General features: G+C 47.7%; 12 protein-coding genes. 2 read left to right on the top strand and 10 right to left on the bottom strand.

Annotated elements, in window-relative coordinates; translation table 11 throughout:
- Window positions 1–133 precede the first annotated feature (133 nt).
- Both AB1466_07120 and nfi read left to right on the top strand, forming a co-directional pair.
- Window positions 134–607 carry a bifunctional nuclease family protein gene (locus AB1466_07120; protein ID MEW6189855.1) on the top strand — a complete coding sequence of 158 codons (474 nt, stop codon included), beginning with the start codon at window positions 134–136 and terminating at the stop codon, window positions 605–607.
- A 104-nt stretch (window positions 608–711) separates the two neighbouring features.
- The gene (gene nfi / locus AB1466_07115) at window positions 712–1,419 is read left to right on the top strand and encodes a deoxyribonuclease V (GenBank protein ID MEW6189854.1); all 708 of its coding nucleotides are present in this window, start codon (window positions 712–714) and stop codon (window positions 1,417–1,419) included.
- Here nfi and AB1466_07110 read toward each other — a convergent pair.
- From AB1466_07110 to dnaA, 10 genes are all read right to left on the bottom strand, one after another.
- Window positions 1,416–1,919 (bottom strand): hypothetical protein, encoded by a 504-nt coding sequence (locus tag AB1466_07110; protein ID MEW6189853.1) that lies wholly within the window; start codon window positions 1,917–1,919, stop codon window positions 1,416–1,418. The genes nfi and AB1466_07110 overlap by 4 nt on opposite strands.
- 19 nt (window positions 1,920–1,938) lie before the next feature.
- A complete protein-coding gene (locus AB1466_07105) occupies window positions 1,939–3,384 on the bottom strand; it encodes an RtcB family protein (GenBank protein ID MEW6189852.1) in 1,446 nt (481 codons plus the stop codon).
- A gap of 41 nt (window positions 3,385–3,425) precedes the next feature.
- Window positions 3,426–3,842, bottom strand: a complete 417-nt coding sequence (locus AB1466_07100) for an archease (protein MEW6189851.1) — start codon at window positions 3,840–3,842, stop codon at window positions 3,426–3,428.
- Window positions 3,839–6,307: a DNA gyrase subunit A gene (gene gyrA / locus AB1466_07095; protein MEW6189850.1), complete on the bottom strand. Its 2,469-nt coding sequence runs from the start codon at window positions 6,305–6,307 to the stop codon at window positions 3,839–3,841. The genes AB1466_07100 and gyrA overlap by 4 nt, the downstream gene beginning before the upstream one ends.
- Before the next feature lie 49 nt (window positions 6,308–6,356).
- Window positions 6,357–8,276, bottom strand: a complete 1,920-nt coding sequence (gene gyrB / locus AB1466_07090) for a DNA topoisomerase (ATP-hydrolyzing) subunit B (GenBank protein ID MEW6189849.1) — start codon at window positions 8,274–8,276, stop codon at window positions 6,357–6,359.
- A gap of 89 nt (window positions 8,277–8,365) precedes the next feature.
- A complete protein-coding gene (locus tag AB1466_07085; protein ID MEW6189848.1) occupies window positions 8,366–9,001 on the bottom strand; it encodes a DUF721 domain-containing protein in 636 nt (211 codons plus the stop codon).
- The gene (recF, locus tag AB1466_07080) at window positions 8,994–10,115 is read right to left on the bottom strand and encodes a DNA replication/repair protein RecF (GenBank protein ID MEW6189847.1); all 1,122 of its coding nucleotides are present in this window, start codon (window positions 10,113–10,115) and stop codon (window positions 8,994–8,996) included. The genes AB1466_07085 and recF overlap by 8 nt, the downstream gene beginning before the upstream one ends.
- A gap of 5 nt (window positions 10,116–10,120) precedes the next feature.
- On the bottom strand, window positions 10,121–10,339 hold the full coding sequence (locus AB1466_07075; protein ID MEW6189846.1) for an RNA-binding S4 domain-containing protein: 219 nt from the start codon (window positions 10,337–10,339) through the stop codon (window positions 10,121–10,123).
- 24 nt (window positions 10,340–10,363) lie between these two features.
- Window positions 10,364–11,542 carry a DNA polymerase III subunit beta gene (gene dnaN / locus AB1466_07070; GenBank protein MEW6189845.1) on the bottom strand — a complete coding sequence of 393 codons (1,179 nt, stop codon included), beginning with the start codon at window positions 11,540–11,542 and terminating at the stop codon, window positions 10,364–10,366.
- 225 nt (window positions 11,543–11,767) lie between these two features.
- Window positions 11,768–12,893 (bottom strand): chromosomal replication initiator protein DnaA (gene dnaA, locus AB1466_07065; GenBank protein ID MEW6189844.1); only part of this gene is annotated, 1,126 nt, incomplete at its 5' end.

Below are 12,893 nucleotides of genomic sequence, written 5' to 3'. Positions count from 1 at the left end.
GTTCCGAAGGGCGAATCACCAATTGTTAGAACGCTATCAATTCCCATTTCGGGGTTTTAAAAAACCATTTTTTCTGTTATGCTTTGATTTACAAACGAGGCAATTTGGGTATATAAATTTTGGAGTGGTTATTATGTTGGAGATGCAGGTGCATGGAGTGAACTTGGATGCTATAACGAATCAACCGGTAATAATCCTAAAAGATATAGAAGCGAAGAAATTCCTTCCCATTTGGATCGGACAGTTTGAAGCCACTTCCATACTCATGGAAATTCAAGGAATAAAACCCTCCCGCCCCCTCACTCACGACCTCTTAAAATCGGTGATTGAAAGCTTGAATGCCAAGGTAACCCGCATTGTCATTAACGATCTTAAAGAAGGAACGTTCTACGCACGCATACATTTAATCAGGAATTCTTGCTGTTTTGAAATTGATGCCCGACCGAGCGATGCCATCGCTTTAGCGGTACGAGTGAAAGTACCCATTTTCGCCTCCGAAAAGGTGATGCAAAAAGCCTCCATAGTCAGTGAGGCCGGGGAAGAAGAGGAGATCCAAAGATTTAGAGAATTTTTGGATCACGTCAGCCCCGAGGACTTTAAAGAGTAGCTGCCCCAGGCAGTCCTGCAGATTCGTAGGAGGATCTAAAAATCACTTCGTTTCATGTGTTCCCGCTTTCAAGGAAATTTTGAATTCGAATTTGAGGAAGAGATATGAAAGTTCTTAAGCTTCACCCCTGGAACGTGAGTCCAAAGGAAGCCATGCAGATTCAAAATCATCTGCGGAGCAGGATCGTGATGGAAAATGCCCCCGAAATATCCGGCGTTAAAAAAATCGCCGGAGCAGATGTTTCCTACTCTAAAAAAGAAAATATGATTTATGCAGCGGTTATCGTCTTCTCCTTTCCGGAGCTTCAAATATTAGAAGAGAAAGAAGCAATCCTCCCCGCGACTTTCCCCTATGTGCCCGGTCTTTTAGTCTTTCGAGAAGGTCCAGCACTAATAAAGACTTTCGAACAGATAGAACGGGAGCCGGATTTAGTGATGTTCGATGGTCAAGGAATTGCCCATCCCAGAGGAATAGGAATTGCCACGCATATGGGCATGCTTTTGGATAAACCCTCCATCGGCGTGGCCAAAACAGTTTTAGTGGGAGAATATGATGAGCCAGGACGAGAGAGGGGATCGGTCTCTCCTTTAATAAAGGATGAGAGAGAAATAGGGGCCGTAGTTCGAACGAGAAAAGACGTGGAACCAGTCTTCGTTTCCATAGGATTCAAAATAGACCTGCCCACAGCCGTGGATTTCGTGCTCAAGTGTTGTCAGGGATATCGGCTTCCGGAGCCCGCTCGCAAAGCCCACCATTTCTCAAACCAGCTCAAGAGTAAAACTGAAGAATTCGATCAACCCACCCTATTTTAGCCCCTCCTGAGAGCGAACCAGCTTGAAATCAGAGAAATAATGGATAAAGCAACTAACACTACCAGCCACCAGCGAATGTGACGCGAGGTTAGTTTAAGGTCGTAGCTATGTCCCAGGTTCAGACCCCAAATGGCTGTGTTGCCTTCGATCCTTTGCGCATTTGAGGAGGTAATTTCACCGGGAACCTTGATGGTCAGAAATATCGGAGCCTCTTGCTGCATCGGAAAGGACGTTAAATCAGCCTCTACATTGCACTCGTAAAAGGTTATAAAGGCCCAGTCCTTTTCAATGAAATTTTGGAGGAGGAGTTCGCTCCGAATTCTTTTCTGCGCCTTCGGGGAGATGGATTGATCGGAAACTAAATTTATGGAGAGGTTCCCCTTCAAATCGATTTCGGCATTTCCCTTAACGGATGAGCACCCACGGGGTGCCAGCAAGATTGAAAGCACCAGGGTAATTAAGGAGATCCAGAAAATGATTGTCCATCTATCAGTACTCATTACACTACTTGAAATGGTTTTAACCCTTTAAAACTCCAAGCGGTTTTAACTTTGCCACCTTCTTGGACAGACCGGCTCCGTGGCAAATTTCCACCACTTTGCTCACATCCTTGTAGGCTTGAGGGGCCTCTTCTGCGAGTAGAGAGATATGCCCAGCCACTATCACGATTCCCTTCTCCTCCAGCTCTCGTTTGAGCATGTCCCCTCGAATCTGCCTCTTTGCCTTGCTCCTGCTCATAACACGACCGGCTCCATGGCAAGTTGAACCGAAGACCTCGGTCATCGCCCTTGCGGTACCCACCAGCACGTAAGAGCAAGTCCCCATATCCCCGGGGATGATCACGGGTTGTCCAATATCTCGGTAAACCTTGGGTATATCCGGATGACCCGGCCCGAAGGCTCTGGTGGCTCCCTTTCTGTGCACGCAGAGCTTCATCTTCCTGCCATCGACTTCGTGCTCCTCAAATTTGGCGATGTTGTGAGAGACATCGTAAACCACACCCATCCCCAAAGATTGGGCGCTTTTCCTGAAGATGTATTCGAATGATTGCCTGACCCAGTGGGCCAGGCAATGCCTATTCGTCAGGGCATAATTAACGGCACAGGCCATGGCAGCATAGTAGTCCTTCCCCTCCTGGGATGTGATGGGAGCGCAACCGAGCTGTCTGTCAGGCAAATCGATTCCAAATTCTCTGACTGCCCTATCCATGACCTTGATGTAGTCGGTGCAAATTTGATGTCCCACTCCCCGAGAACCGGAATGGATCATCACCGTAAGTTGACCCTTATATAAGCCGAGGGCGTCGGCTAACCTCTCGTCGTAGACCTCGACAACCTCCTGGGTCTCTAAGAAGTGATTTCCCGCCCCCAGGGTACCGGGTTGATCGAGGCCTCTTTGAAAGGCTCGACTGCTAACCTTGCTCGGATCAGCCCCCTGAAGGCATCCTCCCTCTTCCGTGAACTCTGCATCCTCCTCCCAACCATAGCCCTTCCTTATGGCCCACTTAACACCCTTGGTCATGAGCTCTTCCATTTCCCTCCGGCTAACCTTAATCTTGCCTCTGCTCCCCACGCCCTTGGGGATATTCCTGGAAAGTTCGTGCATCAGGGAACCCATCATAGGCAAAACATCCTTGGCGATCAGGTTTGTTCTTAAGAGCCTGACGCCGCAGCTGATATCGTACCCCACTCCGCCTGGGGAGATTACTCCACTTTCAACATTCATGGCCGCTACTCCTCCGATGGGGAATCCATAGCCCCAATGAATGTCGGGCATGGCATAGGAGGCCTTTACGATGCCCGGAAGGAAAGCCACGTTTATGACTTGTTCTAACGCCCTGTCTCTCTCCGCCATGTGGATCAGCTCATCGTCAGCATAAATGATGCCGGGAACTCGCATTCCCTTGCGGTAGGTCTGTGATATCTTGTAACAATACGGATTAACCTTTTCCCACACTCCAGCCATTAATTACCCTCCCAACTTTGTCGATGACGATTATCATCCAATCAGACGTCGAAGATTACCTGTATCGTCCAAATTTCGTTCCTTTCCACTTTCAACATATGATAAGTGCAGGCCTTAATTTGAATTTCGATGTCGTGACGGTTCAGGTCTATCTGCTCGCCCTGAATCGTAGCTTTGAGAAAATGCCGCTCATCCCAATCGGTTATCTCGAATCGGTTGAAGAGGATCCGTTCGACATCGAAAAGATAGAGGAGCTCATTCAACCACTCCACAAGGAGGGTCTCTCTGTCCTCCGCGGCGATATCCACCTTAAAGGTTTCCTTTGGTTGTACCTTGTCGAGGTCCGTCATGATGGAAAACATACCCATTGCAGCATTCTCGAAGGCTTCTTTGAGGGTTGTGCCATAGGCTTTAAGACCGATGTCCGCCGTGTGATCTAGAATTTCAAAGGGCTTCACTGTTTCCTCCTATTCTTGCCCTTGCTTACCACTACCTTTGCTAAAGCGCTTACCTTATCCTCGCCTCCCAAGTTCATGATCTTTACTCCCTGTGTGTTCCTTCCCTGTCTTGGAATTCCCCTCGCTGGAACCCTAATCACATTGCCCTCGCTTGATACCACCATCAGTTCATGATCCTCTTTGACCACCTTGACTCCAGCTAGCTTCCCTCTGGTGGAAACGGTCTTTAGGGTCCTTACTCCCTTCCCCCCTCTGCCTTGTCGGGGATATTTAAAGATGGGGGTTCTCTTTCCATAGCCATGCTCTGTGACCACGAATAAATCTACATTCTCAATGGCGATATCCATGCCCAAAACCTCATCGCCGGGCTTAAGTCTTATTCCCCTCACCCCGCTTGCCGCACGTCCCATGGGCCTTACATCTTTCTCGCTGAACCTTATGGCCTGCCCGTTCCTGGTCACCAGGATGGCGTCTTCTTCCCCCTTTGTGAGCTTTACGCTGATGAGTTCATCTTCGCCCCTTAAAATAATAGCAATAATTCCATCCCTTCGGGTAGTATCATACTCCCTCAGGCGAGTTTTTTTCACAAGTCCCCTCTTGGTGGCCATGATCACGTATCTATCCTCATCGAATTCCCTGGTGGCAATGACCGCGGCTATCCTCTCATCGGTGCGGAAGGGAAGGATGTTCACGATCGACTGCCCTTTTGAGGTGCGCGAGCCCAGGGGGAGCTCATGAACTTTGAGCCGGTAGACTTTCCCTTTATTTGAGAAGAATAGAACATAGTGATGGGTTGAGGAGATGAAGAGGTGTTCAACGAAGTCGCCCTCCTTTAAATTCATCCCCAGGACTCCCTTTCCGCCCCGTCGCTGTTTTCTATAGGTGGCCACGGGGAGGCGCTTCACATATCCGGAATGGGTGATGGTTACGACCATCTCCTCCTCCGCGATGAGATCTTCGATGCTCAACTGGGGAGCAACACTGCTGATTCGAGTCCGCCGCTCATCGCTGTGTCTCTTCCTTATCTCTTGGAGCTCTTTTTTTATGAGTTCGAGCACCTTCCTCTCGTCGGCCAGAATACCCTTCAAATGTTCTATCTTAGCCAGAAGTTCTTTGTGCTCGGTTTCGATCTTCTCCCGTTCCAGAGCGACCAATCGCTGAAGCCTCATATCCAAAATAGCCTGGGATTGCTCCGGGCTTAACCTGAACTTTTGGATTAATCTCTTCTTGGCTTGCTCAGCGGTTTTGGATCGGCGAATGATCCTTATTACCTCATCCAAATTTTTGAGGGCTACGAGTAAGCCTTCGAGGATGTGGGCTCTGGTTTCCGCCTTGTCCAATTCGAACCTGGTGCGTCGGATCACAACTTCCCTTTGATGATCGATATAGTGCCTGATGATTTCCACCAGGTTTAAAGTCCTTGGAACACCATTTACCAAGGCGAGCATGATTACCCCGAAGGTGACCTCGGTTTGGGTGTGTTTATACAGTTTATTCAAGACGACCTGGGGAATGGCCTCGCGTTTGAGCTCCAGGGTCAGGCGCATACCACTTCTGTCTGATTCGTCTCTGAGATCGATTACCTCCTGTAGTTTTCTCTCCCTGACCAACTCGGCGATCTTCTCCGCGAGCCGAGCTTTATTGACCTGGAAGGGGATTTCGGTGATGACTATGCGCGCTCTTCCTCCTTTAACTTTTTCCACGCACGCCTTTCCCCTCACCCTTATGCTCCCGCGTCCGGTCTCATAGGCATCCCTTATCCCCTTTCTGCCCATGATCATTCCCCCCGTGGGGAAGTCCGGTCCCTTTATCACCCTCATTAGCTCACCGGTGGTTACCCCCGGATTATCGATGGTCATGATTATCCCATCTATGACCTCTCCTAAATTGTGAGGGGGAATATTCGTGGCCATACCCACGGCGATGCCCGAAGATCCATTTACCAACAAATTTGGAAATCGAGAGGGCAAAACGGCGGGTTCTGTTAGGGTATCATCGAAGTTGGGAACGGAGTCCACGGTGTTCTTATCGATATCTCGGAGGAGCTCCATAGCCAGGGAGGATAGCCTGGCCTCTGTGTAGCGCATGGCAGCTGGGCTATCCCCATCGACGGATCCGAAGTTGCCATGCCCGTCGATGAGTTCGTATCGACAGGAAAAATCCTGAGCCATTCGAACGAGGCTATCGTAAACGGCCATATCTCCATGGGGATGGTATTTACCCAAGACCTCCCCGACAATGCGGGCGCATTTTTTGTATGGCCTACCGGGGGTCATTCCCATATCGTACATGGCATATAGGATACGACGATGCACCGGCTTGAGCCCATCGCGGACATCGGGTAGAGCTCTACCCACGATTACGCTCATGGCGTAATCTATATACGAGCTCTTCATCTCCTCTTCAATTTCTCTGGGAATGAGCTTCTTGGCCAAATTTTCAGATAGGGCTCGGTTTTCCGGCATGCAAAAACCATCTCCCAAAAATGGGTTTTAATTCCTAGATTCCGCCGGTTTATATATCCAAAAACCTTACATCTTTGGCGTATTTCTGGATGAATTCCCTTCTGGGCTCGACCTTATCGCCCATGAGGGTAGTGAAAATCTCATCCGCCAGGATGGCATCCTCGAGGGTTACCTTAAGAAGGGTACGGGTCTTAGGATTCATGGTCGTCTCCCAGAGCTGCTGTGGGTTCATCTCTCCCAATCCCTTATATCGCTGGACGCTGGCTCCCCTCCCCACTTTCTTAAGCAATTTATTTAGCTCGACTTCGCTATGGGCGTAATAATCCGTATTGTTATAACAGACCTTGTAAAGAGGAGGTTGGGCGATATAAACGTAGCCTGCTTCAATGAGCGGAAGCATGTAGCGGTAGAAAAAGGTCAAAATCAACGTCCTGATGTGGGCACCATCAACGTCAGCATCGGCTAGGATTATGGCCTTGCGATACCTGGCATTGTTGATATCGAAATCCTCTCCAATTCCCGTTCCCAGAGCGGTGATTATAGCCTGGATCTCATCATTATTCAGGATTTTGTTCAAGCGAGCCTTTTCTACGTTGAGGATTTTCCCTTTCAGGGGGAGGATCGCCTGGAAGCTCTTATCCCTAGCCTGTTTTGCCGAACCTCCCGCGGAATCTCCTTCCACGAGGAATATTTCAGTTAGGGCGGGGTCTCTCAAGGAACAGTCAGCCAGCTTCCCGGGGAGCGAGGTGGTCTCCAAAAAACTCTTGCGGCGGGTGAGTTCCCTCGCCTTTCTTGCCGCCTCCCTGGACCGAGCAGCGGCGATGGCTTTGCTCACGATGGCTTTGGCTTCCTTCGGGTTCTCCTCTAAAAACTCCCCCAGCTTTGTGGCTACAGTATTTTCCACAAAACTTCTGATCTCCGTATTTCCCAGCTTGGTTTTAGTTTGTCCCTCAAACTGTGGTTCCAGGAGCTTGACGCTGACGATCGCCGTGAGCCCCTCGCGGATATCTTCCCCGGATAGATTCTCCTCCTTTTCCTTGAGAAAGCCCTTCGCCCTGGCATAATCATTTATCGTCCTGGTCAGGGCATTTTTAAAACCGATGAGATGTGTCCCGCCCTCATGGGTGTTGATATTATTGGCGAAGGTGAAGATGCTTTCGGTATATCCCATATTGTATTGCATGGCAACCTCGACGTGAGCGCCATCTCCCATGGACTCAAAGTAAATTACCTTCTTGTGGAGAGGATCTTTATTGGCGTTGAGGTGTTTCACGAAGTCAATTATTCCGCCGTGATAAATGTATCGGGCTCGTTCTGGGGGATCGACGCGCTCATCGATGAGCTCGATTTTAAGTCCCTTGGTCAGGAAGGCCGTTTCCTTCATCCTCTGGGCTATTGTGTCGAATTTAAAATCCATTTCTTCGAAAATCTCATCGTCTGGAAGGAAGGTTATGGTCGTCCCGGTGCTTTTACATTTACCAGCGGCTTTAAGGTCAGTTACAGGTTTTCCGCGTTCATATCTTTGTTGGAAGATTTTGCCGCCTCTTCTGACTTCCACGAGTAGCCACTTTGACAGGGCATTGACCACGGAAAGCCCGATACCATGAAGCCCCCCGGAGACCCTATAGCCCTTGCCTCCAAATTTTCCTCCAGCATGGAGGTAGGTGAGAACTATCTCCACGGCGGGTCGATTATATTTTGGGAGATTCTCTACGGGAATACCCCTCCCGTCGTCAATGACCTTCACCGAATTGTTGGGGTGAATGGTCACCTTAATGTTCCGGCAGAAACCCGCCAGGGCTTCGTCTATGCTATTGTCGACGACCTCGTAGACCAGGTGGTGAAGCCCCCGCGGTCCCGTACTCCCGATGTACATACTTGGGCGCTTGCGCACCGCTTCTAGGCCCTCAAGCACGGTGATATCTTTGGCGGTATAAGTGAATTTTCTAGACGGGTTTTCTTTTTTCACCGATATCTCCTTTCCGCCTTACTTTGAACTTTAAAATGGCTGCTGGAGCACAAGATGAGCTTATTATATCATGTTTGGGCTGGTCTTGGCTATTTTTCGCTTAAAATACAAAGCGTACATAAACTTCTCTCCCTGCCCGTCCGGCAGGTGGAGCTGCCTGGACCAGTGGGCTCCGGTTTGTAAAGCCTCCCGCACTTGGTGCAGGGCTTAAACCCCCTCCGCAATCGGGATATGTTGAACTTTTTATCCAAAATTAAGATTTTCGTGAGTTTCCCTCTTAGTCTTTCGTCGGATACGGCTTTAACGGCGGCTTCAATCTCCTTTATATCGCTTTCGGAGAGTTCTATCTCCCCGGGCGTCCCACAGACCCGTAGGGGGTCTCCGTGCCCCATGCCTGCTTCCCCCAAATTCGAATCGGTGAAGCCTTTCGCCTCATCCACCCCCTTAGGTTGGAATCTAATGTCCTTAACTACCTCCTTCTTCAGGTAATTATTGAGGGCTCTGAGTAGGTCCGGCTTGATGAAGCTCAGTTCATGAGCCCACATGGGAGATGTTGTGGAAACGAATAAAATTCCATTTTTGATGAGGTAGGGTCGGGCATTATGGAAAATCTCCTCTCCAACCACCCTGCTCCAAATGGTTAAGCTCAGGCCTTGCTCAATTTTCTTCTTTATTTTAAGGTTGTCCATGGTTTCGTTTAAAATTTCCCGGATGGATTTAAACATCCCGACTCACCTGTTCTCCCTCTATTCTGAAGAGGTTGGCGTCTTTGAGATGCTGTGGTGCGAAATAACCCAGGTTTGTGCTGGTTATTATGGTTTGTGCATCTTCTTCGATCATCTCCATGAGAAATGTTCGCCTCTTCTCATCGAGCTCGGACAGGGCGTCGTCTAGGAGAAGGATGGGGAAATCCTTTGTCTCCTCCCTAATGAGCTCCCATTGACCGAGCCTTAAGGCCAGGGAGGATGTTCTCTGCTCCCCCTGAGATCCAAAGGTTCTCATATCAACCCCGTTTACCTGGATTAAGAGGTCATCTCGGTGGGGTCCAACCAGGGTCATCCCTCTCTCGATTTCCAACTCTCTCTTCCCCTCAAGCTCCAATTCGAAGTGGTTCTTTATCTTCCCCAGGGTCGGCTCATCCTCGATCAATTCGCAAAGATAGGTTAGGTGTAGATTGTCCCCCTCCTTTCCCCCGGTCATCCTTCTATATGCTTCATTGCTATATTTGCATAGCCTTTTTATTATCCTCTCTCTTTGAATTATGATCCGTGTCCCGGTCTCAATTAAATGTTTATCCCACACATCGAGAGCAGTTGGGTGCCGCTGTTGCATGGCAATTTGTTTGAGGAGGGCATTCCTTTGCCTGAGCACCCTCAAATACCGCTGCCTCCAAAAGTAGTATTGTGGATGGACTGGGCTAATGACATCATCGATGAAGCCTCTCCGCCACTCCGGACCCTCCTTGACGATTTTTAGGTCTTCAGGGCAAAAGAGAACGACGTTTATGTGGCCGATCAAATCGCCTACTCTCCTCTTAAGCGCCCCATTTATTTTTATCCTGCTTAAACCATCCTCTCCGATCATCAACTCTACGCAGGTTTCCTTCCCCTCCTTCATTGCCTTCCCCCTGATACAGGAAAAGGTTGCCTCCCAGTTGATTAGTTCCCTATTTAAGCGGGTTCTGTGCGACTTCCCCAAAGATAAAAGATGGATGGCCTCCAAAATATTCGTCTTCCCTTTGGCATTGTTCCCCAGGATGATATTGAGAGAGGGTGAAAAATTCAAACCGAGCTCTGTGTAGTTCCTGTAATTCAAGAGGTCTATCGCTTTTAAATGCATCCCACTCACTTCTCGGTAAAACAAATAAAAAAGGAGCCAACTCCTTCGACTTCCACTACATCTCCCTGTTTGAGTTTGTAGCCCCTTCTTAGCTCTACATAACCATTGACTTTAATCCGTCCGCTCTTGACCAAGATCTTGGCCTCTCCGCCCGTAGAGGCCACATTAGAGAATTTTAAAAACTGATCGAGCTTCGTGCCCTTCTTTAAGAAGACTTCTTCCACTGAATTTAATTTAATCGAACGGGTTTAACTTAATCGAACGGGCATGATTAAATACAGAAAATTCTCGGGTCCGGAGGGCTTCAAAAGAGCGGGTTTTATGGGGCTCGTCATCTCAAAGGCTACCTTTTCCTCCCCAACACTCACCAGACCATCGAGAAGAAACTGAGGATTGAAGGCGATCTCCATTCCGCCACCACTATTTTTAACCTCGATCTCCTCCATGGCTTCTCCGACATCATACGTCATGGCGGAAATCTTCATTTGCTCATCATCTATTTTTAACTTGACTGGGTTGTTCTGCGCTAGGAGAGAGACTCGTCTCAAAGCATTGATAAACTGGTCCCTTTCTATTTCCAGCCGTAGCTCGTAGCCCTCCGGCAGGAGTTGCTGGTAGTTAGGAAATTGCCCTTCTATTAAGCGGGAAATTAAAGTTATCTTCCGGTCCGTAGCAGCTTTAGTAGATACGTTTGAATTGAATATTATTTGATTTTCTGTGGCTTTAATGCCTACCTCGCTGATTTCATCCTGATGGGAGGAGATTATCTTAGTTAGCTCATCAAGAGTTCTCGCTGGAATGATTGCATTTAGCACATCATTCTCTCGATTTTCTGTGTCATCAGATTCGTATGAAGATCCCGTTTCAGCAACTCTTACCGCCAATCTATAACCATCGGTGGCCACCATTTTGAGTCTGTTTCCTTTAATATTTACCAAGACTCCTGTGAGCACCGGCCTGGTCTCATCGCGTGATACACCCTTAATAACCTGCCTTATTACATTCAATAATATTCCCGGTTCGATGGTGAAATCATCCTTTGGTATGATCTCAGGAAATCTTGGAAAATCCTCAGGGGATAAAATTCTAATTAGAAACTTGGATTTTCCACAGGTTATATTCAGCTGGTTGGAGGAGTCTAAATGCATCTCGATTGTAGCCTCGGGTAGATTTCTTATGATATCGGTGAGTAATCTAGCGGGAATGACAATCGAGCCTGGGGATTGTACAGTGACATCGACCTCACATTTTATGGAAATCTCAAGATCTGTTGAGCATAGAAAGAGCTTATCTCCCTGCCCTTCGGATACATGAGGAGTTCGAAGGAGTATACCACTTAAGATGGGTAATGTACTTCTGGTCGAGACTGCCCTTGAAGCTGTTTGTACAGCTTCAAGAAGATTGCTTTTTGCGGTTCTAATTCTCAATTTTGAATTCCCCCTCCGCAATATAGATTTACTATTTGTACTTAGTATATCTCAAAGTATCTTATTGATATAATTTCTGTGGATATGTTGAATTATTCTCTTTATAAGAGCTCTCCATGGAAATGTAGCTTGTTGATAAAACTATGAAAATATTCTTAAAGATTTGAAGAAAAAATAATTTTCCCCACCTTTCACCATTCTATACACAACTAATAAACAACTTTATTAAGTCTTCTGTTTAATCCTATTTGTTAGCTCCTGTATTTGGTTATACACCTCTCGTTGTTCGTTGATGAGCTTTTCAATTTTCAAATTTGCATGCAATACCGTGGTGTGATCTCTTCCACCAAATTTCTCCCCGATTTTTGGTAAGGACAAATCGGTCAATTCCCGAGCTAAATACATTCCGATTTGTCTAGGATAGACAATTGACTGTGACCTTTTATCACTTATCAATTCAAACTTTGAGATGTTATAGTATTTACATACCTCTTCTTGAATGGTTTGAATGGTTATTGGTCTGCTTTCACCATCGGGGAAAATATCCTTCAGTACTTCTTGGGCAAGACCCAGGTTTATCTCGCTCTTAGTTAAAGATGAGTAAGCGATGATTCTAATCAGTGCCCCCTCCAACTCCCTGATATTGGACTGTATCTTTGAAGCTATGTACTCCAAAACCTCATCGCGAATCTCCAAACTTTGTATCTCTGCCTTTTTGCGGAGGATGGCTATCCTTGTCTCCAAGTCCGGTGGCTGGATGTCGGTTATAAGACCCCATTCGAACCGGGATATTAACCTAGCCTCAAGTGTAGCTATGTCTTTAGGAGGCCGATCACTGGAGATTACAATCTGCTTACCTGCCTCGTATAGGGTGTTGAAGGTGTGGAAGAACTCTTCCTGAGTGGCCTCTTTGTTCTCTAAAAATTGGATATCGTCGACCAAAAGGACATCGTTATCCCTATATCTTTTTTGGAATCCAACTATTTTATCCTTGTCCCTGATCGAGTTGATGAAGTCATTGGTGAACTTCTCGGAGGAGACATATTTCACTTTCAAATGCGGATAGTGGCGCGCGACATAGTGGCCGATGGCTTGAAGAAGATGGGTTTTCCCGAGCCCGACGCCACCGTAGATGAAAAGCGGGTTATAGGCCTGAGATGGTTTTTCGGCGACGGCCAGAGCAGCGGCATGGGCAAATCTATTACCCGCCCCAATAACGAAGGAATCGAAGGTATACTTGGGATTAAGGAAGCTACAGGATTGTTCGGGCAGGGGCTTGACCCTTGGAACTTCTTTGGTCCCGATGTGTCCCTGTTTTTCACCTCGAATGGCGAACTTGACGCTCATTCTC

The sequence above is a fragment of the Actinomycetota bacterium genome (assembly GCA_040755895.1).
Taxonomy (GTDB): domain Bacteria; phylum Actinomycetota; class Aquicultoria; order Subteraquimicrobiales; family Subteraquimicrobiaceae; genus Subteraquimicrobium.
This window is presented reverse-complemented; position numbering and strand designations above follow the sequence as displayed.